The following is a 21,064-nucleotide window of genomic DNA, read 5'->3' as shown; positions in this document are numbered from 1 at the left end:
AGGAACCCCGAGTGGCCGCACGCACAGCTTCATCCGGCCGGACCGCGCCCCGCGCTGTGCCGAAGTCGGCCGCCATCCCGCAGCTGGCCTGGCACCAGGTGCGGCCGGCGCCGATCATCCTGGTCTCCGGAACCGAAGTGTTCCTGGCCGAACGCGCGATCCGCCAGCTGCGGGACTTCCTCAAACTCGAAGACCCCAGCCTGGAGATCAGCGACGTGCAGGCCGACAGCTATGCGCCCGGCGAACTGCTCACCATGGCCAGCCCGTCCCTCTTCGGCGAACCGCGGCTGATCCGCGTCAGCTCCGTCGAGAAGTGCAGCGACACGTTCCTCGCGGAGGCCCTGGACTACCTGCAGAACCCGGCCGAGGACACCTACGTCGTGCTCCGGCACGGCGGCGGCGTGCGCGGCAAGAAGCTGCTCGACACCATCCGTTCGGGCGTCGGCGGCGCCATCGAGGTCGTCTGCACCGAGCTGAAGAAAGACTCCGACCGGCACGACTTCGCCTCCGCGGAATTCAAGACGGCCGGCAAGCGGGTCACTCCCAGCGCGCTGCGGTCCCTGGTCGCCGCGTTCTCCGGCGATCTGGCCGAACTCTCCGCGGCCTGCCAGCAGCTCATCGCCGATGTCGGCACCGAAGTGACCGAGACGACCGTGGACCGCTACTACGGCGGTAGGGTCGAGGCCAACGCGTTCAAGGTAGCCGATGCCGCCATCGCCGGGCATCAGGGGGAGGCGCTCGTCATCCTGCGCCACGCCCTGTCCTCCGGCGCCGACCCGGTCCCGGTGGTGGCCGCGTTCGCCATGAAGATCCGCACCATGGCGAAGCTCTGCGGGGTGCGCGGCGGCTCGGCCCAGCTTGCCTCCCAGTTCGGCCTCGCCCCCTGGCAGGTCGAGCGGGCCCAACGTGACCTGCGCAGCTGGTCCGACGAGGGTCTCGCCCGCTGCGTCGTGGCGCTGGCCGAAACGGATGCCGCGGTGAAGGGTGCCGAGCGCGACCCCGTCTTCGCTCTCGAGCGGCTCATCGGTGTGATCGCCCGCCGCGGTGAGAGCTGACCAGACCCGGCTTTCGCGCGCCTCCTTACCCTCGACGGTGAGCTCCGCGCCAGGGAGGGGTCGCTCACCGTGGTGCGCGCCGACTGATGTCCGAACTGAGAGGTGTGGGCCCGGGCGGACTCGGCGCGCACGACACGATCAGCGCGGCGAGCGGCAGAGAGACGACGGCTGCCAGGACCGCCGTCAGGGCGATGCTGCTGCGCCTGACCGGGCCCGGCCGTGATGAATTTCAGGTGACCGGTCCCCGACGGTTCGAGCCTCTGCCCGGACACACGAAAGCCCCCACCGAGATGGCAGGGGCTGTTGTGTACGCCGGTCAGGGCCGGTGAACGATCCTGATCCCGGTCAGGCGCAGACTAGACGAGGGCGTTGACCGACTTGGCGATCGCGGACTTCTTGTTCGCGGCCTGGTTCTGGTGGATGACGCCCTTGCTGACGGCCTTGTCGAGCTTTTTCGAAGCAACGGCGAGGCTGGCAACAGCCTTGTCCTTGTCGCCCGAGGCGATCGCCAGGCGCGTCGCGCGGACAGCGCGCTTGAACTCGCTCTTGACCGACTTGTTGCGCTCCTGGGCCTTTTTGTTGGTGCCGATACGCTTGATCTGCGACTTGATGTTTGCCACGTTTATACGCTTTCGTTAGATTCTTTTTCGGATGGGCCGCTTGGCGGTAGAGGGCGCCGTACGGCAATAATCGTGTGGGGTGGGACCCAACACGCAAGCCAACAGGCAACGATACCAGCTATTCGTTCAGGTCGACAATCGGCCCGGGCCAGTCGATCGCAACCTCCGTGAGGATGCCGCTCAGCACCGCGGCGAAGCGTTCCGGTTGGGCCAGGCTGACGAGGTGCGACGCCCGGGGGACGATCACGAGGCGCCCGTCCCGGCAGGCGGCGAGGAAGCGGCGCTCATGCAGCCGGAACTGATCCAGAGAACCGTTGACCAGCCACACCGGGCCGGGATAGCGAGCCAGGCTGTCCAGCGGGCGGAGGCTGCCGGTGGCGCCGAGCCCGGCATCCATCACCGTCAGCGGCACACCGCCGGCGAGCGTGTCGGCGGCCCCTGCCGATGGGAGGAGCACCCGCACGAGTGTGGTGTGGAGCCACAGTCCCTGGTCGGGCAGTCGGCGGATCAGCCGGGCCAGGCCCCGGTAGGCGTCCAGCAGCCAGCCGGCCGGGAGCGCGCAGCTTCCCGCGGCGACCAGCCCGGCCACCTTCTGCGGGTGGCGCGCGGCGTACTCGATGGCGTAGTAGCCGCCGAGGGAGAGGCCGACCAGCAGCACCCGGCCGCCCAGAGCAGCGACGCCCTCGTCGATGGCGGCCAGGGCGCCCGCCACGGTGAACGTTTCGTCCATGCGGGCGCCGTGCCCCGGCAGATCGATCGCGAGTGCCGGATGCCCGGCCTCGCCCAGCATGGACAGCTGTCGTCGCCACATGGTGCCCGACGTGCGGATCCCGTGCACGAAAAGAACCGGGACAGCGGGTGTCATTCATTCCTCCTGGTGAGCAGCCGCACTAGAGGGTGACGGCGATACCGATGATAGACATCAGGGAGTAGCCGCACCAGATCAGCAGTGACAGCACCCGGTTCGCGTCAATCACTTCTGGCTCTTCCGTGGGTGAGTGCTCGGCCGGGCGCTGCGTCTGTGGCCAACTCAGGACATCCGTCGCACGGGTGGCCGGGCCACCGCGGACCAGTGCGGAACCGGTGCGGATGTCCGGCCTCGCCCGGTCGGATCTCCTGAATTGGCCACACTACCCGCCGAAGAGCCACGGCAGTGGTTCACGGCAGTGGTTCACGGCAGTGGTTCGCTGCGAGCCGCCGGGCGCGGCCGTTCCCGCGCGCAAGCCTGGAACGATGCGCGGCAACGGCGAAACCGGGACCCAGCCACCTATGGGAGAATTGTCAGACCATGTCACCGAGACCCCTCACGGCGCTTGAACCGGCCGCCACCCCGCCCGAGTTCATCCGCAATTTCTGCATCATCGCCCACATCGACCACGGCAAGTCCACGTTGGCCGACCGGATGCTGCAGATCACCGGCGTCGTCGATGACCGTTCGATGCGCGCCCAATACCTTGACCGGATGGACATCGAGCGCGAGCGCGGCATCACCATCAAAAGCCAGGCCGTCCGTATGCCGTGGGAACTTGACGGGCAGACCTACGCCCTGAACATGATCGACACCCCCGGCCACGTGGACTTCACCTACGAGGTGTCTCGCAGCCTGGCCGCGTGCGAGGGAGCAATCCTCCTCGTCGACGCCGCCCAGGGGATCGAGGCGCAGACCCTTGCCAACCTCTACCTGGCGCTGGAGAACGACCTCACCATCATCCCGGTGCTGAACAAGATCGACCTGCCGGCTGCCGACCCCGACAAGTACGCGAAGGAGCTCGCCAGCCTGATCGGTGGCAGTCCCGACGACGTTCTCCGGGTTTCCGGCAAGACCGGTGTCGGCGTCGCCGAACTCCTCGACCGTGCCACCCGCCTCATCCCGGCCCCGGTCGGCGACCCGGCCGCCCCGGCCCGCGCGATGATCTTCGACTCGGTCTACGACAGCTACCGTGGCGTCGTCACCTATGTGCGCATGATCGACGGCAAGCTGGGCCCGCGCGAGAAGATCCAGATGATGTCGACCCGTGCCACGCACGAGATTCTCGAGATCGGCGTCACCTCGCCCGAGCCCACCACCAGCAAGGGCCTCGGCGTCGGCGAGGTCGGCTACCTGATCACGGGCGTGAAGGATGTGCGCCAGTCGAAGGTCGGCGACACGGTGACCACCGCGCTCCGCCCCGCCACCGTCGCCCTTCCGGGCTACACCGAGCCGAAGCCCATGGTCTTCTCGGGCCTCTACCCGATCGACGGCAGCGACTACCCGGCCCTCCGGGAGGCCCTCGACAAGCTCAAACTCTCCGACGCGTCCCTCGTGTACGAGCCCGAGACATCCGTCGCCCTCGGTTTCGGTTTCCGCTGTGGTTTCCTCGGGCTGCTGCACCTGGAAATCATCACCGAGCGGCTCGACCGGGAGTTCGGCCTCGACCTGATCACCACGGCGCCCAGTGTGATCTACGAGGTCACCACCGACGACAAGAAGTCTGTCACGGTCACCAACCCGAGCGAGTTCCCGAACGGGAAGATCGCCAAGGTCGAGGAGCCGATCGTGAAGGCGGCCATCCTCGCACCCAAGGACTACGTCGGCGTGATCATGGAACTCTGCCAGAGCCGCCGCGGCACCCTGCTCGGCATGGACTACCTCGGCGAGGACCGGGTCGAGATCCGCTACACGATGCCGCTCGGTGAGATCGTGTTCGACTTCTTCGACAATCTCAAGAGCCGCACCGCCGGCTACGGCTCGCTCGACTACGAACCCATCGGCTCTCAGGAGGCCGACCTGGTCAAGGTCGACATCCTGCTGCAGGGCGAACAGGTCGACGCGTTCAGCGCGATTGTGCACCGCGACAAGGCCTACGACTACGGCGTGCTGATGACGGGAAGGCTGCGCAAGCTCATCCCGCGCCAGCAGTTCGACGTGCCCATCCAGGCCGCGATCGGCGCCCGCATCATCGCCCGCGAGTCCATCAGTGCCATCCGCAAGGATGTTCTCGCCAAGTGCTACGGCGGCGACATCTCCCGCAAGCGCAAGCTGCTGGAGAAGCAGAAGGAGGGCAAGAAGCGCATGAAGATGGTCGGCCGGGTCGAGGTTCCCCAGGAGGCGTTCATCGCCGCCCTGTCCGGTGACGAGCCCCCGAAGAAGAAGTAGACGGATGCGCCGCGCCACCTTCACCGATACCGCCGTCACCTACGCGTCCATCGGCGGCACCCTCGCCCCGGACCTGCTCCGGTTCCCACCCAAGGGCTACCGGCCCCTCGAGCGCACCGTGCGCCTTGGCAGCGGTGAGGAGCGCTTCCAGCTGGCCTCGAAGTCGCTGATGACCTGGGGCGTGCAGCGGGGGAGCGGAATGACCGTCACCGACCTGCTGGACGGCACCGGCCAGCAGTACACGGGACTCGTCTTCGACGCCGACGGCCAGGCCGCCCGCGACCAGAAGCCCGAGCCGGACGAGGCCGTCTTCGCCGAGGACGGCACGCCCTACATCGTCAACGGCATGTCCGCGCACCTCACGAGCAAGTTAGGCCCCTTCACCATCGACGCCCCCGTGCGCGTGGTCTACGTGATCGATGAACCCGACCGCCTCGGCTTCGCATACGGCACCATGGCCGGGCACCCGGCCAGCGGCGAGGAATCGTTCATCGTCGACAGACGCGAGGACGACTCGGTCTGGCTGACCATCCGCGCCTTCTCCCGCCCCGGCAACTGGTTCTACCGGCTGGGCTGGCCGTTCGTGCGGCGGCAACAGGCCAAAATCACCGCTCGGTACCTACGCGCGCTGCATCCGATCGGCGCGGTCTAACCGCATGGGCAGTGCCCTTCCCCTCGGCGACCCCGCACCCAGCGACGGACTGCTGCCGGCCTCGGCCGCCGTGGGAGCAGCCCAGCGCGATTTCGGCGTCTACCTGCACGTGCCGTTCTGCCGGGTCCGCTGCGGCTACTGCGACTTCAACACCTATACCGCCACCGAGTTGCGGGGCGCGAGCCAGCATGACTATGCCGGCCAGGCGATCACCGAGGTCCAGTCGGCCGGCCGGATCCTGACTCAGTCGGGCGTGCCGGCCCGCCAGGCGGCGACCGTCTTCTTCGGCGGCGGCACCCCCACCCTGCTCCCGGCCGACGACCTGGTGCGGATGCTGGAGGCCGTGCGCTCCACCTGGGGGATCGCACCCGGCGCCGAGGTGACCACCGAGGCGAACCCCGACTCCGTCGACGCCGCCTACCTCGGCCGCCTCGCCGAGTCCGGCTTCACCCGGGTATCCTTCGGCATGCAGTCCGCGGTACCGAGCGTGCTGGCCACCCTCGAGCGCACCCACGACCCCGAGCGGGTGCCGCTTGTGGTGCAGTGGGCGCGCGAGGCCGGCCTCGACGTGTCCCTCGACCTGATCTACGGCACACCGGGGGAGACCCTCGTCGATTGGCGCACCAGCCTCGAGCACGCCATCCGGCAGGCTCCCACCCACGTCAGCGCCTACTCGCTTATCGTCGAGGAGGGCACCAAGCTGGCCCGCCAGATCAAGCGCGGCGAACTGGCCCCTGTCGATGACGACGTTCAGGCCGAGTTCTATGAGCTGGCCGACGACCTACTGTCCTCGGCAGGCTACGGCTGGTATGAGGTCAGCAACTGGGCGACGGATGACGCGCACCGCTCGCGCCACAACCTCGCCTACTGGCGCAGCCAGGACTGGTGGGGTGTGGGGCCCGGAGCCCACAGCCACATCGGTGGGGTGCGCTGGTGGAACGTCAAGCATCCGTCGGCCTACGGCGATCGGATTCGCGCCGGCGACTCACCGGCCGCCGGGCGGGAGACCCTCGATGCGGCCACTCAGGAGGTGGAGCGGGTGCTCTTGCTCACCCGAATCCGCGAGGGTATCCCCATCGACTCGCTCAGCCCGCTCAGGCGCCACGAGGTGGCGGGACTCATCGCCGACGAACTCATCGACGCGAAAGCAGCCCTCTTCGGTTCGATCGAACTGACCCTCAGAGGACGCCTCCTGGCGGATGCCGTCGTGCGCCGCCTGCTTGCCGACTGAACTCAGTTCACGAACTTGATCGACAGCGGATACGTGTAGTACTCGCCCCGGTTTGCGGCCAAGGCGGCCATGATGCCGAACACGACCATCAGAACGGAGGCAGCGAGGAGAACGAGGTAGCCGACGAGGATGATCGTCAGGACGCCGCCGACCGCGTAGGCGATCAGGAGCGTGAGCTGGAAGTTCAGTGCGGTCGCGGTGTGTGCCCGGATGAACGGGCCGCGGTCCTTGAGCACGATGTAGCCGATCAGGGCCGGCACGAAATAGAACAGAATGCCGCCGACGTGCACGAGGGTGGCCCACAGTTTCTCGTCGGCCGGGTTCATCGGGGTGGGAGCCTGGTTCGGGTTGGGCGGCGGTGGTGGGGTGGAATTGGTCATTGGTGCTCCTTCTGAAGAAAAACCGAGTGCGCCGGGCTACTTGATCAGGCGCAGGGCGAACGGGTACCGGTAGTGGTTGCCGTCCTTCGCCTGGAGGTAGCCGAGCACCGAGAAGACAACACCGAGGATGTACAGCACCCAGGCGAGACCGCCGATGACGCCGCCGATGCCGAATGTGAGGAAGCCGATGACCGTTGCAAAAAAGTTGATCGCGAAGTAGCCGATCAGAAGCGTGATCTGAAAGTTGAGCGCTTCCTTCGCCTCGACGCTGGTCAGAGGTCCGCGGTCCTTGAAGAGCAGCCACAGCACCAGGGACGGCACGAACATGAGGATCCCGCCCAGATGTGCGAGGGACGCCCATTGGCGGTCATCCGCCTCCGTCAGGGGTGCCGACGGTCCCGGGGCGGCAGGCTGGTAGGGCGGTTGCGGCGGCCGTTGGCCCTGGTACGGATCATCGGGTCCGGGACCAGTGAAATTACTCATGATCATGCCTTTCAGTGCACCGGGGAAGAGGTGCTACATGCCTAAGTTACTGCGCCCCAACATTGGGGAGCAATGGGTAAGCCCAGCCGGTCGCGGTATGATTGGCAGTCACATACCGCGAGTGCCAATCGATGCTGCACTCGCGACGCTGGGAGGAGGCGAGCGCTATGGTGTCCGATCGCAGTCTCGAAGTCCTGCGTGTGATCGTTCAGGACTATGTAGCCTCCCGCGAACCCGTCGGTTCCAAATCTATCGTCGACCGGCATTCCTTCGGGGTCTCGGCGGCCACGATCCGCAACGACATGGCCCTGCTCGAAGAGGAAGAGTTGATCGCGGCTCCGCACACCTCGTCGGGCCGCATCCCCACCGATAAGGGCTACCGCCTGTTCGTCGACCATCTCGCCGATCTGCGCCCGCTCTCGGCGGCGCAGCGCCAAGCCATCGAGACGTTCCTCGGTCAGTCGGCCGACCTTGACGAGGTGCTGGCCCGCAGCGTGCGGCTGCTCTCGCAGCTCACCCATCAGGTCGCCCTGGTGCAGTATCCGTCGCTGTCCCGCGCGAAGGTGCGCCACATCGAACTGGTGCCCCTGTCCGAGACTCGCCTCCTGTCGGTTCTGATCACGGATGCCGGACGGGTCGAGCAACGCGTCGTCGACCTGCCCCGGCCCCTGGCTGAACCCGTTCTGATCGAACTGCGCACCCGGTTGAATTCTGCCCTGGTCGGGCTGGGCATGGGCGAGGCCGCCAGCACCCTTACCGGCAGCTCTCTCACCGCCGGCTCCGGCCTCGGCCCGATCGAGCAGCAGGAGGCGGTGGATCTGATCACCGGCACCCTGCGGGACCAGGTCGGCGCGAACAGGCAGGACCGGCTCGTGATGGCCGGCGCCGCCAACCTCGTGCGCACTGAGGAAGACTTCACCGGCAGCATTTTCCCGGTGCTCGAGGCCATCGAGGAACAGGTCGTGCTTCTGCGGCTGTTCGGCGAGATGGCCTCTGACCAGCACGGCGTGTCCGTCAGTATCGGCCGGGAGAATGCCCCGTTCGGTCTGGCCGAGACATCCGTGCTCACCAGCGGCTACTCCTCGCAGGGCGGCAACCTGGCGCGCCTCGGCGTACTCGGCCCCACTCGGATGGACTACTCGAACAACATGGCGGCCGTCCGTGCGGTCGCCCGCTACCTTTCACGCCTTCTCGGCGAGAATTGACCAGTTCCCCTCGGCCCAGAAGCCGGCGGAACACCACATTTCAGAACAGACCTAGGAGAGCCAGCTTTGGCTGACCATTACGAAGTACTCGGCGTTGCCCGCGACGCCTCGACCGACGAGATCAAGAAGGCCTACCGCAGGCTGGCCCGGCAGCTGCACCCCGACGTGAACCCGGGCGCGGATGCATCCGAGCGCTTCAAATCCGTCACGCACGCCTACGACGTGCTCAGCGACGTCAAGCAACGCGACAACTACGACCGTGGCGGCAACGGCCGCTCGGGCGGCGGCGGAGGCGCCGGTTTCGACGGCAACTTCGGCAACTTCGGCGACATTTTCGAGACCTTCTTCGGCGGCGGGGGATCCAGCCGCGGGCCTCGGTCGCGCCGAGAGCGCGGCCAGGATGCCCTGATCCGGGTCGACCTCGACCTCGATGAGATCATCTTCGGCACGCACCGGGAGCTTGAGGTCGACACGGCCATCATGTGCGCGACCTGCAGCGGCACGTGCTGCCAGCCGGGCACCGCGCCCGTCACCTGCGACATCTGCCACGGCACCGGCACCATCCAGCGCGCCGTGCGGTCGCTGCTCGGCAATGTCATGACGAGCAGCCCCTGCGGTTCCTGCCGCGGCTACGGCACGATCATCGCCACTCCCTGCGTCACCTGCCAGGGCCAGGGCCGCGTGCGAGCGCGTCGCACGGTCCCCGTCGACATCCCGGCGGGGGTCGACACGGGCCTGCGCCTGCAGATGCCTGGCAGCGGCGAGGCTGGTCCGGCCGGCGGTCCCAACGGCGACCTCTACCTTGAGATGAAGGTGCGCCACCACGACGTGTTCAGCCGTGACGGCGACGACCTGCTCTGCACCCTCGAGGTGCCGATGACGGATGCCATCCTCGGCAGATCCGCGACCGTCAAGGCGCTCGACGGCGACATCGAGGTCGAGCTCAGGCCGGGCACGCAGAGCGCCGAGATCATCACGGTCAAGGACCGCGGCGTAACCCGTCTGCGCGGGAACGGACGCGGCGACCTGAAGGTCGGCGTGCACGTGGTCACGCCGACCCGTCTCGACCACAAGGAGCGGGAGCTGATCGAGGCCTTTGCGGCCCGCCACAAGGCGCCGGTTCCTGCCCTCAGCGCCTTTCAGCAGGGACTTTTCGCCAAGCTGCGCGATCGGTTTCGCGGCTAGGCGTCGATGGCACACTTCTTCATCGATGAGGCGCTCCACGCCGCCGATTGCGTGCCGGGGGCGGTCGTCGGCATCGGCGGCGCCGAGGCCCGGCACGCGGTCACCGTCAGCCGGGTGCGCCCGGGCGAGCGCCTGCAGATCGGGAACGGGGCCGGGCTCATGCTCGCCGCCACCGTCGTTGACGCAGATGCGAGGCTGCTGACCCTGCGCGTCGAGACGGTGACCGTGACCGCGCTGCTGACGCCGCGCATCCGTCTGGTCCAGGCTCTCGCCAAGGGAGACCGGGACGAACTGGCTGTGCAGGCGGCCACGGAGCTCGGCATCGACGGGGTGATCCCGTGGGCCGCATCCCGCTCCGTGACGCGCTGGGAGGGAGCCAAAATCACGAAGGGCCGGGATCGCTGGTCCAGCATCGTGCGCGAGGCCTCGAAACAGTCGATTCGCGCGTGGCTGCCCACGGTCGGGGCACTGGCGAGCACCAAAATGCTCGCCGAGCTGGCCGGCACCACCCGGATGCTACTGCTGGAGCCCACCGCGAGCGAACGGCTGACCTCGCAGGCGGCGCCGACCGACGACCGGGATATCCTGCTCGTCGTCGGACCCGAGGGCGGCATCTCCCCGGCCGAGCTGACCCTGCTCGAGCAGGCAGGCGCCACCCGGGTGCGCCTGGGCGACAATGTGCTGCGCACCTCCACCGCCGGCCCGGCCGCCCTCTCCATCCTGAACGTGACGCTCGGCCGCTGGTAGCGCGTGAGCTTAAGATAGAGATATGTCTTCCACCGGCCAAGAACCGTCCATCTTCACTCGCATCGCCGCGCGCGAGGTCCCGGCGACCATCGTCGCCGAAACCGAACGGATCATCGCCTTCATCGACATCGCCCCGCAGGCGCCCGTGCATGTCGTCATCACGCCGAAAACATCCGAGTACAGCAACGTGGTCGAGCTCGCGGCCGGAGACCCCGGGCTGCTGACCGAACTCATCGAGGTGGCGGATGCTGTGGCGGCCCGGCTGTCCAACGGCCAGTTCCGGCTCGTGTTCAATACCGGCGCCAGCGTCGGGCAGACCGTTTTCCACGTCCACGCTCACCTGCTCGCCCCGCAGGCCGCCGGCGGAACCCTCGGGGAGGGAACGCTTGGTTTCCGGTGAGCCCGGGCCGGGCCAGGCCGAGGTGCACATCACGGTCGACGGCATTGCCATGGTGCGCCTGCTCGGCGCCGACGACCGTCTGCTCGCCGCCGTCGAGAAGGAACACCCCGGCGTCAGCGTGCACGTGCGCGGCAACGAGGTCACCCTGATCGGTGAGACCGAGCACGTCGAGGCGGCGCGTCGCCTGATCGAGGAGCTCCTGCTCATGGTGCGCGGCGGGCGTGACCTCGCCGAGTCCGAGGTGAGCACCTCCTCACGGATGCTCGACACGGACAGTTCCACGAGCCCTTCCGAACGTCTGGGCCCGGCTATCCTCAGCTCCCGCGGCAAGAGCATCCGCCCCAAGACCATCGGGCAGAAGGAATACGTGGACGCCATCGACACCGACACCATCGTGTTCGGGATCGGGCCGGCCGGAACCGGCAAGACCTACCTGGCAATGGCCAAGGCCGTGCAGGCGCTGCAGCGCAAGGAGGTCGAACGGATCATCCTCACCCGCCCGGCCGTCGAGGCCGGGGAACGACTCGGCTTCCTGCCGGGCAGCCTCACCGAGAAGATCGACCCGTACCTGCGCCCCCTGTACGACGCCCTGAACGAGATGATGGACCCGGAACTCGTGCCCAAACTGCTCGCAGCCGGAACCATCGAGGTGGCCCCGCTCGCCTATATGCGCGGCCGCACGCTCAACTCCTCCTTTGTCGTGCTCGATGAGGCGCAGAACACCACTGCCGAACAGATGAAGATGTTCCTCACCCGGTTGGGGTTCGGCTCGAAAATGGTCGTGACCGGGGACATCACTCAGATTGACCTTCCGGCGGGCTCGAGCGGGCTGCGCTTGGTGAGCCGGGTGCTCGACGGGGTCGACGACATCCGTTTCGTGCGTCTGAGCAGTGCCGACGTCGTGCGGCACTCCCTGGTCGGCCGGATCGTCGACGCCTGGACCGCATACGACGCGCAGAAGCAGGCCGAGCGCTACGAAAGCGATCAGGCGCGGGAATTCGCAGGTCGCGGACCCGGCCGCCCCAACTCTCCCCGCGACCGCCTTCCGAAACGGAGATCCTCTTGAGCATCGAAATCAACAACGAATCGACTATCCCGGTCGATGAGGCCGCCATCCTGCGTCTGGCCGCCTACGCTCTGGACTCCATGCACGTGCACTCTGACGCCGAACTGGCGATCGTCCTCGTCGACGAGGGTGCGATGGAGCAGCTGCACGTGCAATGGATGGATGAGCCGGGCCCCACCGACGTGCTCAGCTTCCCGATGGACGAATTGCGCCCGGGCACCGAAGACGCCGAGACCCCGCCGGGGCTGCTCGGCGATATCGTGCTCTGCCCGCAGGTGGCCCAGGGCCAGGCCGAGACAGCCGGGCACAGCGCCCTCGAGGAACTCCTGCTGCTCACCACGCACGGCGTGCTGCACCTGCTCGGATTCGACCATGTGGAACCCGCCGAGGAGAAGGAAATGTTCGGCATCCAGCGAGACATCCTGATCGGCTTCGCCCTGCAGGAACGCCTCCGCGACCGATGATCGGGTGGTTTCTCACGGCGGCCATCCTGTTGGTCGCTTTCGGCGGCCTGATGGCCGCGGTGGACTCCGCCGTCACGAGCCAATCCCGGGCCGACATTCTTGACCTGGCCGAGAAGTCCCGTGCCAAGCGCTCCCTGACGGCGATCGCCGCCGACACCGGGGCGCACCTGAACACGATCAGTTTTGTACGGATCATCGCCGAGACCACGGCGGCCGTGCTGGTGACCCTCGTCTTCGCGACCACGATCGAGGAGCTGTGGCTGGCACTGCTACTGTCCTCCCTGCTGATGACCGCGGTCTCCTTCGTGCTCGTCGGCGCCAGCCCGCGCAGCGTGGGCCGGGCCCACCCCGTGGAGTTGCTCTCCGCGACCGCCCCGCTGGTGCACTTCCTCCGGGTGCTCCTCGGCCCCATCGCCAACGCGCTTGTCGCTCTCGGCAACCGGGTCACCCCCGGGCGCACCCGGCTGGCCACGTTCACGTCGGAGGTCCAGCTGCTCAGCATGGTCGACGAGGCCACCGAGCTCGACGTCCTCGAGGAGGACGACCGGGAACTGATCCACTCGATCTTCGAGTTCAACGAGACCGTCGTGCGCGAGGTGATGATTCCGCGCACCGACATGGTCACCATCGAAGCGGACTCATCGATCGGCGCGGCGATGGGCCTGTTCCTGAGTAAGGGCTTCTCCCGGGTGCCGGTCATCGACGGCGAAGTGGATGACGTCACGGGCATCCTGTACCTGCGCGATGTGGCCCGGCTCGTCTACGAGCGGCCGCCGAACGCGGAGAGCCTCACGGTGCGGGAGCTCGAGCGACCGGCCGTCTTCGTGCCCGAGTCGAAGAAAGCCGACGCGCTGCTCCGCCAGATGCAGCTCGAGTCAAACCACCTCGCGATGGTTGTCGACGAGTATGGTGGCATCGCCGGACTGGTTACCCTTGAAGACCTGATCGAGGAACTCGTGGGAGACATCTCCGACGAGTACGACCGCGACGTTGTGGAGGTCGAGGTACTCGGCGACGGTCGCTTCCGGGTGAGCGCGCGGCTTCCGGTCGACGAGCTCGGTGAACTGTTCGACCTGGAACTGGACGACGACGAGGTTGATTCGGTGGGTGGCCTGCTGGCCAAGGCCCTCGGGCGCTTGCCGGTGGCGGGCTCGGTCGCCAGGGCGAGCGGGTTGGTGCTCACCGCCGAACGCACCGAAGGCCGCCGCAAACGGATCAGCACCGTGCTGGTTGAACGAGACCAAGCGCTGATAGACGCGCAGAACGCATTCCTCGGAGTGTCGGACGATGAGAGAGTGAATGGTCATGACTGAAGTAGAAGGATTCCGAGCGGGGTTCGTGTCGTTCGTGGGACGCCCCAACGTGGGCAAATCCACGCTGACGAACGCGCTGGTCGGGGAGAAGGTCGCGATCACGTCGTCGAAGCCGCAGACCACCCGGCGCGCCATCCGCGGCATCGTGCACCAGAAGAACGGTCAGCTGATTCTGGTCGACACCCCGGGTATCCACAAGCCGCGCACCCTGCTGGGCGAACGACTGAACAGCCTCGTGCAGTCGACGCTGTCCGGCGTGGACGTGGTGGGCCTCTGCATTCCGGCCAACGAGCCGATCGGCCCGGGCGACCGGTTCATCAACGAGCAGCTGGACAACTTTCCGCGGGCCCGCAAGGTGGCCATCGTGACCAAGATCGACATGTCCTCCAAAACCAGTGTCGCCAACCAGCTCCTCGCCGTGTCACAGCTGCGTGACTGGGAGGCGATCGTGCCGATCTCGGCGACCAGCCGCATCCAGCTCGATATCCTCAGCGCAGAGCTGCTGCGCCTGCTGCCCTTGTCGGATGCCCCGCTCTACCCGGCCGACGCGGTCACCGACGAGAGCCTCGAGTCGCGCATCTCGGAGTACATCCGGGAGGCGGCGCTCGAGGGCGTCACCGACGAGCTGCCGCACTCGATCGCCGTGACCATTGACGACATCATCGAACGCGACGACCAGGAACTGGTCGAGATCTACGCGAACCTGTTCGTCGAGCGCGACAGCCAGAAGGGCATCATCATCGGCAAATCCGGCAGCCGGTTGAAGGATGTTGGTGTGCGCGCCCGCAAACAGATCGAACCGCTGGTGGGAAAGCGGGTCTTCCTCTCGCTCCGGGTCAAGGTCGCCAAGGAGTGGCAGCGCGACCCGAAGCAGCTGGGCCGCCTCGGTTTCTAGCCGGCACTCCGCCAGCACCCCGAACGAATTCGACGGAGTTTTTGCCTGTATCGGCCTCGGACAGCCGGAAACCGGCCATTTCCCGAAATTATCCGTCGAATTCGTTCAACGCCGGATGTGATCGGGTGGCGTGACCCGATCCGCTGCCGAGGGTGCTGCCGAGGGTGGTAGCCTGCACTTATGTTTTTCGGTGAGCTGCTTCTTCGCTGCCGCGACGAGTCCTAATCTGAGGCCTCCCTCGTCGCGGAGTTCGTCGTTGGCTACCCACCATTCGCGAGGAGATCCCAGATCATGAAAAACAATCAGACCGCGTCCCAGATGCCGATTCACAAGTACCGCCCGTATCAGGAGCAGTTCACGATCGAGCTGCCCGACCGCACCTGGCCGGACAAGCACATCACCGCGGCCCCGCGCTGGTGCGCCGTCGACCTGCGGGATGGCAACCAGGCGCTGATCGATCCGATGAGCCCCGAGCGCAAGCGCATCATGTTCGACATGCTCGTGCGGATGGGCTACAAGGAGATCGAGGTCGGCTTCCCGTCGGCCAGCCAGACCGACTTCGACTTCGTGCGCAGCCTGATCGACGGAAATGCCATTCCGGACGACGTGACCATCCAGGTGCTCACCCAGGCGCGCGAGCACCTGATCCGGCGCACCTACGAGTCGATCGCGGGCGCCAGGCAGGCCATCGTCCACCTCTACAACTCCACCAGCGTGCTGCAGCGCAAGGTCGTGTTCCGCGAAGACAAGCAGGGCATCATCGACATCGCGCTGGCCGGCGCGCGTCTCTGCCGCGCCGCCGAGGCATCCGTCCCCGGCACCACGGTCTACTACGAGTACTCCCCGGAGAGCTACACCGGTACCGAGCTGGGATTCGCCGTCGACGTCTGCAACCAGGTGCTGGAGGTCCTCGAGCCCACGCCGGAGCGCAAGGTCATCATCAACCTGCCCGCGACCGTCGAGATGGCCACACCCAACGTCTACGCCGACTCCATCGAGTGGATGTCCCGCCACCTCGCCCACCGCGAGAACGTGCTCATCTCCCTGCACCCGCACAACGACCGCGGCACAGCCATCGCGGCCGCGGAATTGGGCTACCTGGCCGGGGCCGACCGCATCGAAGGCTGCCTGTTCGGCAACGGGGAGCGCACGGGCAACGTCGACCTGGTGGCGTTGGGCGTCAACCTGTTCACCCAGGGCATCGACCCGCAGATCGACTTCAGCAACATCGACGAGGTCAAGCGCACCGCGGAGTACTGCAACCAGCTGCCTGTGCCCGAGCGCAGCCCCTGGGCCGGCGACCTGGTCTTCACCGCGTTCAGCGGCTCGCACCAGGACGCCATCAAGAAGGGCTTCGAGGCCATGGCAGTGGATGCCGCCACGCAGGACTGCGGCGTCGACGACCTGCTCTGGGCGGTCCCGTACCTGCCGATCGACCCGAAGGACCTCGGACGCAGCTACGAAGCCGTGATCCGGGTCAACTCCCAGTCCGGCAAGGGCGGCGTGGCCTACCTGCTCAAGACCGACCACGCCCTGGACCTGCCGCGCAAGCTGCAGATCGAATTCTCCGGCGTCGTGCAGTCCAAGACCGACCAGGAGGGCGGCGAGGTCACCAGTGAGCAGATCTGGGAGATCTTCAACGACGAGTACCTGCCAGCCAGCCACACCACGCCCGACGCCAAGTGGGGTCGGTTCGAGCTGCACGCCACGCGCACCTCGAGCGACCTCTCCGGTTCGGTCGAACTGTCCGTTGACCTGCGCGACGACACGACCGTGTCCAGCGCGGTCGGCGCGGGCAACGGCCCGATCGCGGCGTTCCTCGGCGTGATGGCCGAACGCGGCATCGCCATCACCCTCTACGACTTCGTCGAGCACGCCATGTCGGCAGGCGGCGACGCCCTCGCCGCGGCCTACGTCGAACTCGACGTCAACGGCACGCGGTTCTGGGGCGTCGGCATCGACGCGGACATCTCGACCGCCTCGCTCAAGTCGGTGGTGTCGGCGGTCAACCGCGGCATCCGCGCCGAGGCCGGCAAGCGGTCTCTGGCGGACGCGACCGCCTGACCCCGGGTAGCCTCAGCCGGCACGTGAACTCAGCCGGCACGTGAACTCAGTCGGCGCGTGAGCAGAAAATCGTCAGCCCGGCCGAGTGCCTTCCCCGGGGGAGGCGCTCGGCCGGAGCGATGGTTCTCGGCTGCGTGCTGTCAGTCCGGCTCTAGACCCGCGCCGTGTCCTTCGTCTTCGCCCGGTGCGTCGGAGCGACGTGAGTCGGGTCGGCAGTCGCCCTGGCCGGTCGTGCCTTGGGCGCAGGGGTCAGCACCATCGTGCAGTCGTCGATCGCGCCGGCGAGCAGGTCGTAGAGCTGGCCGTCCGGGTCGGGAACGCACGCTTCCGCGATGCCCTGCACGGACACCCGGATGATGGTCTCCGCCGTGCGGTCCGTGAACTTGCTCCGAGACCAGGATCCCATCGAGGCGATGAAGTCTCGCGCCCACCGTTCGGTCGCCGGTGCCGCGTCAAACGAATTGCGGATGCGCAGGGCGACGTCGTCGGGAATGGTGCCGTTGGCCTCGGTCAGGTACCGTTCGCAGTTGAGGATCCCCACGGCAAGGGCCCGTTGGTGGTCTGCACTCGTGATCGGGAGCGCGGATGTGGCCGCCCGCAGAGCGATCAGCAGGCGCACCCGTGCGTTGTCCCCGCGCAGACCGATCACCGACGGGATCAGCGGGACCAGCCGGGCCCGGGCGGTGTCCGACGTGCAGTCGTTCACCATCCGAGCGACGGAGGCGAGTAACGGATGAGTGCAGGCAGGGTGGTCACTCCAGGCCACTCCGGCGAGATAGGAGGCGAACTCCATGAAACAGGCGCCGGAACGTGGGTTTCTGTGCTTGCCTCGGGACAGGACCGGCATCAAATCCGGCATCGAATCGGGCACGTTGCCCTTCATCATGTTCATGAGGTTCCTCCAAACGACGTGAGATCTTCTTACCAGTCTGACCCGGGACGCAATGAAAGGCGAGAGCGGAATCCGTCGTTTGTGTACCAGTTTCGGGCCCGTTCGGGGCCTCAGGCGCCGCGGTTCCTGCGCCGCCGGAAGGCGACGATATTGTCGCGCCGCCACCGGGGCCAACTGCCGATCGCGCGCTGCTGCGGCAGGCTCCAGCCGTACCGCGCGGCGAGGATCCGGATGACCGTCGTCACCACGACGCAGGCGATCCCGGCGATGGTGATGGGCACCTGCAGCATGAAGAGCACCACGAGCAGGCCGCTGCCGACCCCGGCCGCGACGGCGTAGAACGAGCCGACGTGCATCACGGCGATCGGCACGTTCAGCATCATGTCCCGCAGGGCCGACCCACCCACCGCCGTGACGACCCCGACGAACAGGGCGGGGATCTCCGGCAGGCCGACGGCGAGTGCCTTGCTCGTGCCGAGGGCGCCGAACAGCCCGATGGTCACGGCGTCGAGGGCGATGATGAACGGGCCGAGCCGGTTGAACAGGCTCTGCAGCAGCATGCCGAGCAGAGCCGCCCCCGCGCACACCGGCAGGTACCAGTTACTCTGCAGCGCGGCCGGCACGCCGCCCAGCAGGATATCGCGGAGCAAACCGCCGCCGAGCCCCACGGTGACGCCGATCAGCGCGATGCCGAGCAGGTCGAAGCGGCGGTCGGTGAAGCGACCGGCGAACATGGCGCCCTGCACGGCTCCGATGGCCACGGCCGTGAGGTCGAGCCAGAGCGGGATGAAGAATGAGGTGGAGGGCACCCCTAATGAAACCACTGAAACGGTGGGTATCGGCGCGCTTGACGACCCCGCGCTCCCGCCAGGTGGGAGAATTCAGGGGTGCCTGTCTACCGTGATGATGTCGTCGTGCTGCGCACCCAGAAACTGGGCGAAGCCGACCGCATCGTCACCATGCTCACGCGCCAGCACGGGAAGGTGCGCGCGGTAGCCAAGGGTGTGCGCCGCACCGCGTCGAAATTCGGGGCCCGGCTCGAACCGTTCATGGTCGCCGACGTGCAGCTTTGGGAGGGGCGGAGCCTCGACGTCATCACGCAGGCGGAGTCCATTGCTACTTACGGAGCCCTGATCACGGCCGACTACCCGAGCTACACGGCGGCCAGCGCCATGGTCGAAACCGCCGACAAGCTCACCGAGGCGGAGGGTTCGCTGCAGCAGTACCTGCTGCTCGTGGGTGCCCTCCGGTCGCTCTCCCGCCGTGAGCACGGCGCCGGCCTTACCCTCGACTCCTATCTGCTCCGAGCACTGTCGATGGCCGGCTGGGCACCCAGTTTCCAGGACTGCGCACGGTGCGGAGCCCGGGGAGCCCACTCAGCGATGGTTGTGCAGGCTGGCGGGATCGTCTGCGACGATTGCGCAGCCCCTGGTTCGCCGAGGCTCGATCCGGCCACCATCACCCTGCTCGGCTCCCTCCTGACCGGCGACTGGGAGCACACCAAATCCACCCCTCCCCAGACCAGAGCCCAGGCCACCGGGGTTGTCGCCGCCTACACGCAGTGGCACCTCGGGCGCGGCCTTCGATCGTTGGAACACGTGAGTCGATGACACCTGCGCCCTTCCTCAATCCCTTCGGCCAGAAGCCCCTGACCCACAAGGATGCGGTGCCGTTCAAACCCTTGGACTGGACGGGCCTGTACCCGCCCGCCCTGCCGAAGCAGGCCGTTCCCGAGCACGTGGCGGTCGTGATGGACGGCAACGGCCGGTGGGCGAACGCGCGCGGGCTGCCTCGGGTGGAAGGCCACAAGGCGGGGGAGGCCGCGCTTCTCGACGTCGTCGCCGGGGCCATCCAGATCGGCGTCAAACACCTGAGCGTCTACGCGTTCTCCACCGAGAACTGGAAGCGGTCACCCGACGAGGTTCGCTTCCTGATGGGATTCAACCGGGACGTCCTGCACCGCCGGCGCGATCAGCTCAACGAATGGGGGGTGCGCGTGCGGTGGGCCGGACGCAAGCCCCGGCTGTGGGCATCCGTCATCAAGGAACTGCAGTTCGCCGAACGGCTGACCACCGGGAACGACGTGCTCACCCTCACCATGTGCGTGAACTACGGCGGGCGCACCGAGATCGCGGATGCCGTGCGCGCCTTGGCTGAGGACGTGGCCGCAGGCAGGTTGAAGCCCGCCGGGATCACCGAGAAGTCGATCCAGCGGTACCTGTACACCGCGGACCTCCCCGACGTGGACCTGTTCCTGCGCAGTTCGGGGGAGCAGCGCACCAGCAACTTTCTGCTCTGGCAGAGCGCCTACGCGGAGATGGTGTTTTTGGACACCCTCTGGCCGGACTTCGGCCGTGGGGACCTGTGGCGGGCGATCGAGCTCTACGCGGCCCGTAACCGCCGCTACGGCGGCGCCGTGGACGCGCCGACCGTCTAGGCCGGGAATACAACGTGGGGCTCCATCGGTTGACCTCACAGTGAGTGAAGCCATTAAAGTAGACATCTGGTCCGACGTTCAGTGCCCCTGGTGCTACATCGGAAAGCGCAAGTTCGAGGCCGGGGCGGCCCTGTTCGACGGGAACGTCGAGGTTGAGTATCACAGCTTTGAACTCGCCCCGGATACCCCGGTCGACTTCGATGGCAGCCCCGTCGACTACCTCAGTCAGCGCAAGGGCCTGCCGGTCGCCGAGGTCGAGCAGATGCTCGAGCGCGTCACCGGCATTGCCGAGAGCGTCGGGCTGCACTACGACTACGACTCCGTGCATCAGACCAACACTGTCATCTCGCACGAGCTGCTGCACTACGCGAAGGCGCACGGCCGCCAGCTCGACATGAAAGAACGACTGCTTAAGGCCTACTTCGTCGACGGCCGCCACGTCGGCCGGATCGCCGATCTCGCAGACCTCGCCGCCGAAATCGGCCTGGACCGTGACGACGTCATCCGCGCCCTGACCGCCCACGACTTCCTCGCGGATGTCAAGGCCGACGTCGCTCAGGCCAACGCCTACGGCATCCAGGGGGTGCCCTTCTTCGTCATCGACGGCAAATACGGGATCTCCGGCGCCCAGGACCCCGACACCTTCGCCCAGGCCCTCCGCCAGGCGCACACCGAAAAATCCGAGGAGAAGAACAAATGAGCGACGCACCAGATACCACCGCCCCGGTCGCCCCCGCCGAGGCCGCGTCCGTTCCCACGATCGAACTTCTCGGCCAAGCCGCGGCCGGCGGATGCTGCGGCGGCGGCTCCTGCGGCGTCTAGCCGGGTCGTCAGGTAGG

General features: G+C 67.2%; 23 protein-coding genes. 17 read left to right on the top strand and 6 right to left on the bottom strand.

Going from position 1 to position 21,064, the window contains the following annotated elements; all coding sequences use genetic code 11:
- The first annotated feature begins 11 nt into the window (after positions 1-11).
- Positions 12-1,055: a DNA polymerase III subunit delta gene (holA, locus tag E3O47_RS01585; protein WP_233191251.1), complete on the top strand. Its 1,044-nt coding sequence runs from the start codon at positions 12-14 to the stop codon at positions 1,053-1,055.
- Positions 1,056-1,411: 356 nt separating this feature from the next.
- On the opposite strand, the gene rpsT is transcribed toward holA, so the two are convergent.
- Positions 1,412-1,675 carry a 30S ribosomal protein S20 gene (rpsT, locus tag E3O47_RS01580; RefSeq protein WP_104100003.1) on the bottom strand — a complete coding sequence of 88 codons (264 nt, stop codon included), beginning with the start codon at positions 1,673-1,675 and terminating at the stop codon, positions 1,412-1,414.
- 118 nt (positions 1,676-1,793) lie between these two features.
- Complete coding sequence (locus tag E3O47_RS01575; protein WP_104100002.1) at positions 1,794-2,540, bottom strand: alpha/beta fold hydrolase; 747 nt, start codon at positions 2,538-2,540, stop codon at positions 1,794-1,796.
- Between the two features lie 423 nt (positions 2,541-2,963).
- On the opposite strand from E3O47_RS01575, the gene lepA reads away from it, so the two are divergent.
- Genes lepA through hemW form a run of 3 tightly spaced genes read left to right on the top strand, consistent with a single transcriptional unit; the run spans position 2,964 to position 6,694 of the window.
- Positions 2,964-4,811, top strand: a complete 1,848-nt coding sequence (lepA, locus tag E3O47_RS01570) for a translation elongation factor 4 (RefSeq protein WP_104100001.1) — start codon at positions 2,964-2,966, stop codon at positions 4,809-4,811.
- 4 nt (positions 4,812-4,815) lie between these two features.
- The gene (locus E3O47_RS01565) at positions 4,816-5,463 is read left to right on the top strand and encodes a DUF1990 domain-containing protein (RefSeq protein ID WP_104100000.1); all 648 of its coding nucleotides are present in this window, start codon (positions 4,816-4,818) and stop codon (positions 5,461-5,463) included.
- Between the two features lie 4 nt (positions 5,464-5,467).
- Complete coding sequence (gene hemW / locus E3O47_RS01560) at positions 5,468-6,694, top strand: radical SAM family heme chaperone HemW (RefSeq protein ID WP_104169679.1); 1,227 nt, start codon at positions 5,468-5,470, stop codon at positions 6,692-6,694.
- Between the two features lie 2 nt (positions 6,695-6,696).
- On the opposite strand, the gene E3O47_RS01555 is transcribed toward hemW, so the two are convergent.
- Positions 6,697-7,074, bottom strand: a complete 378-nt coding sequence (locus E3O47_RS01555; protein ID WP_241977423.1) for a DUF4870 domain-containing protein — start codon at positions 7,072-7,074, stop codon at positions 6,697-6,699.
- A gap of 36 nt (positions 7,075-7,110) precedes the next feature.
- Positions 7,111-7,557 carry a DUF4870 domain-containing protein gene (locus tag E3O47_RS01550; protein WP_104169704.1) on the bottom strand — a complete coding sequence of 149 codons (447 nt, stop codon included), beginning with the start codon at positions 7,555-7,557 and terminating at the stop codon, positions 7,111-7,113.
- A gap of 167 nt (positions 7,558-7,724) precedes the next feature.
- On the opposite strand from E3O47_RS01550, the gene hrcA reads away from it, so the two are divergent.
- From hrcA to leuA, 9 genes are all read left to right on the top strand, one after another.
- On the top strand, positions 7,725-8,762 hold the full coding sequence (hrcA, locus tag E3O47_RS01545) for a heat-inducible transcriptional repressor HrcA (protein WP_134419373.1): 1,038 nt from the start codon (positions 7,725-7,727) through the stop codon (positions 8,760-8,762).
- A 66-nt stretch (positions 8,763-8,828) separates the two neighbouring features.
- Entirely contained in the window at positions 8,829-9,947 is a 1,119-nt protein-coding gene (dnaJ, locus tag E3O47_RS01540; RefSeq protein WP_104099997.1) for a molecular chaperone DnaJ, read from the top strand.
- Positions 9,948-9,953: 6 nt separating this feature from the next.
- Positions 9,954-10,694 (top strand): 16S rRNA (uracil(1498)-N(3))-methyltransferase, encoded by a 741-nt coding sequence (locus tag E3O47_RS01535; RefSeq protein WP_134419372.1) that lies wholly within the window; start codon positions 9,954-9,956, stop codon positions 10,692-10,694.
- Positions 10,695-10,716: 22 nt separating this feature from the next.
- On the top strand, positions 10,717-11,094 hold the full coding sequence (locus tag E3O47_RS01530; RefSeq protein WP_134419371.1) for an HIT domain-containing protein: 378 nt from the start codon (positions 10,717-10,719) through the stop codon (positions 11,092-11,094).
- A 49-nt stretch (positions 11,095-11,143) separates the two neighbouring features.
- Positions 11,144-12,160, top strand: a complete 1,017-nt coding sequence (locus E3O47_RS01525) for a PhoH family protein (protein ID WP_134343403.1) — start codon at positions 11,144-11,146, stop codon at positions 12,158-12,160.
- Positions 12,157-12,624: an rRNA maturation RNase YbeY gene (gene ybeY / locus E3O47_RS01520; protein ID WP_104099994.1), complete on the top strand. Its 468-nt coding sequence runs from the start codon at positions 12,157-12,159 to the stop codon at positions 12,622-12,624. The genes E3O47_RS01525 and ybeY overlap by 4 nt, the downstream gene beginning before the upstream one ends.
- On the top strand, positions 12,621-13,937 hold the full coding sequence (locus E3O47_RS01515) for a hemolysin family protein (protein ID WP_134343373.1): 1,317 nt from the start codon (positions 12,621-12,623) through the stop codon (positions 13,935-13,937). Before ybeY ends, E3O47_RS01515 begins: the two co-directional genes overlap by 4 nt.
- A complete protein-coding gene (gene era, locus E3O47_RS01510; RefSeq protein ID WP_104099992.1) occupies positions 13,930-14,832 on the top strand; it encodes a GTPase Era in 903 nt (300 codons plus the stop codon). Before E3O47_RS01515 ends, era begins: the two co-directional genes overlap by 8 nt.
- A 291-nt stretch (positions 14,833-15,123) precedes the next feature.
- Complete coding sequence (leuA, locus tag E3O47_RS01505; RefSeq protein WP_134401608.1) at positions 15,124-16,896, top strand: 2-isopropylmalate synthase; 1,773 nt, start codon at positions 15,124-15,126, stop codon at positions 16,894-16,896.
- 151 nt (positions 16,897-17,047) lie between these two features.
- On the opposite strand, the gene E3O47_RS01500 is transcribed toward leuA, so the two are convergent.
- On the bottom strand, positions 17,048-17,788 hold the full coding sequence (locus tag E3O47_RS01500; protein WP_174722126.1) for a hypothetical protein: 741 nt from the start codon (positions 17,786-17,788) through the stop codon (positions 17,048-17,050).
- 110 nt (positions 17,789-17,898) lie between these two features.
- Positions 17,899-18,597, bottom strand: a complete 699-nt coding sequence (locus E3O47_RS01495; RefSeq protein WP_233191248.1) for a TRIC cation channel family protein — start codon at positions 18,595-18,597, stop codon at positions 17,899-17,901.
- Positions 18,598-18,675: 78 nt separating this feature from the next.
- Here E3O47_RS01495 and recO point away from each other — a divergent pair, with 78 nt between their 5' ends.
- Genes recO through E3O47_RS16755 form a run of 4 tightly spaced genes read left to right on the top strand, consistent with a single transcriptional unit; the run spans position 18,676 to position 21,047 of the window.
- Positions 18,676-19,398: a DNA repair protein RecO gene (gene recO, locus E3O47_RS01490; RefSeq protein WP_134419370.1), complete on the top strand. Its 723-nt coding sequence runs from the start codon at positions 18,676-18,678 to the stop codon at positions 19,396-19,398.
- Entirely contained in the window at positions 19,395-20,225 is an 831-nt protein-coding gene (locus E3O47_RS01485) for an isoprenyl transferase (RefSeq protein WP_104099988.1), read from the top strand. Before recO ends, E3O47_RS01485 begins: the two co-directional genes overlap by 4 nt.
- A gap of 40 nt (positions 20,226-20,265) precedes the next feature.
- The gene (locus tag E3O47_RS01480; RefSeq protein ID WP_134343376.1) at positions 20,266-20,925 is read left to right on the top strand and encodes a DsbA family oxidoreductase; all 660 of its coding nucleotides are present in this window, start codon (positions 20,266-20,268) and stop codon (positions 20,923-20,925) included.
- Positions 20,922-21,047 (top strand): hypothetical protein, encoded by a 126-nt coding sequence (locus tag E3O47_RS16755; protein WP_255409015.1) that lies wholly within the window; start codon positions 20,922-20,924, stop codon positions 21,045-21,047. Before E3O47_RS01480 ends, E3O47_RS16755 begins: the two co-directional genes overlap by 4 nt.
- Positions 21,048-21,064: the final 17 nt, after the last annotated feature.

Origin of the sequence: Cryobacterium sp. TMT2-17-1, from assembly GCF_004402765.1 — a bacterium.
In the GTDB taxonomy this organism is placed as follows: Bacteria; Actinomycetota; Actinomycetes; order Actinomycetales; family Microbacteriaceae; genus Cryobacterium; species Cryobacterium sandaracinum.
The sequence above is the reverse complement of the archived record's forward strand: the minus strand, read 5'-3'. Positions and strand labels throughout refer to the sequence as shown.

Coding starts and splice junctions, on each gene's coding strand:
- E3O47_RS01575 (WP_104100002.1), bottom strand. CDS start 2,540: ATGACACCCGCTGTCCCGGTTCTTTTCGTGCACGGGATCCGCACGTCG.
- lepA (WP_104100001.1), top strand. CDS start 2,964: ATGTCACCGAGACCCCTCACGGCGCTTGAACCGGCCGCCACCCCGCCC.
- E3O47_RS01565 (WP_104100000.1), top strand. CDS start 4,816: ATGCGCCGCGCCACCTTCACCGATACCGCCGTCACCTACGCGTCCATC.
- hemW (WP_104169679.1), top strand. CDS start 5,468: ATGGGCAGTGCCCTTCCCCTCGGCGACCCCGCACCCAGCGACGGACTG.
- E3O47_RS01555 (WP_241977423.1), bottom strand. CDS start 7,074: ATGACCAATTCCACCCCACCACCGCCGCCCAACCCGAACCAGGCTCCC.
- E3O47_RS01550 (WP_104169704.1), bottom strand. CDS start 7,557: ATGAGTAATTTCACTGGTCCCGGACCCGATGATCCGTACCAGGGCCAA.
- hrcA (WP_134419373.1), top strand. CDS start 7,725: ATGGTGTCCGATCGCAGTCTCGAAGTCCTGCGTGTGATCGTTCAGGAC.
- E3O47_RS01535 (WP_134419372.1), top strand. CDS start 9,954: ATGGCACACTTCTTCATCGATGAGGCGCTCCACGCCGCCGATTGCGTG.
- E3O47_RS01530 (WP_134419371.1), top strand. CDS start 10,717: ATGTCTTCCACCGGCCAAGAACCGTCCATCTTCACTCGCATCGCCGCG.
- E3O47_RS01525 (WP_134343403.1), top strand. CDS start 11,144: ATGGTGCGCCTGCTCGGCGCCGACGACCGTCTGCTCGCCGCCGTCGAG.
- E3O47_RS01515 (WP_134343373.1), top strand. CDS start 12,621: ATGATCGGGTGGTTTCTCACGGCGGCCATCCTGTTGGTCGCTTTCGGC.
- era (WP_104099992.1), top strand. CDS start 13,930: ATGACTGAAGTAGAAGGATTCCGAGCGGGGTTCGTGTCGTTCGTGGGA.
- leuA (WP_134401608.1), top strand. CDS start 15,124: ATGAAAAACAATCAGACCGCGTCCCAGATGCCGATTCACAAGTACCGC.
- E3O47_RS01500 (WP_174722126.1), bottom strand. CDS start 17,788: ATGAACATGATGAAGGGCAACGTGCCCGATTCGATGCCGGATTTGATG.
- E3O47_RS01485 (WP_104099988.1), top strand. CDS start 19,395: ATGACACCTGCGCCCTTCCTCAATCCCTTCGGCCAGAAGCCCCTGACC.
- E3O47_RS16755 (WP_255409015.1), top strand. CDS start 20,922: ATGAGCGACGCACCAGATACCACCGCCCCGGTCGCCCCCGCCGAGGCC.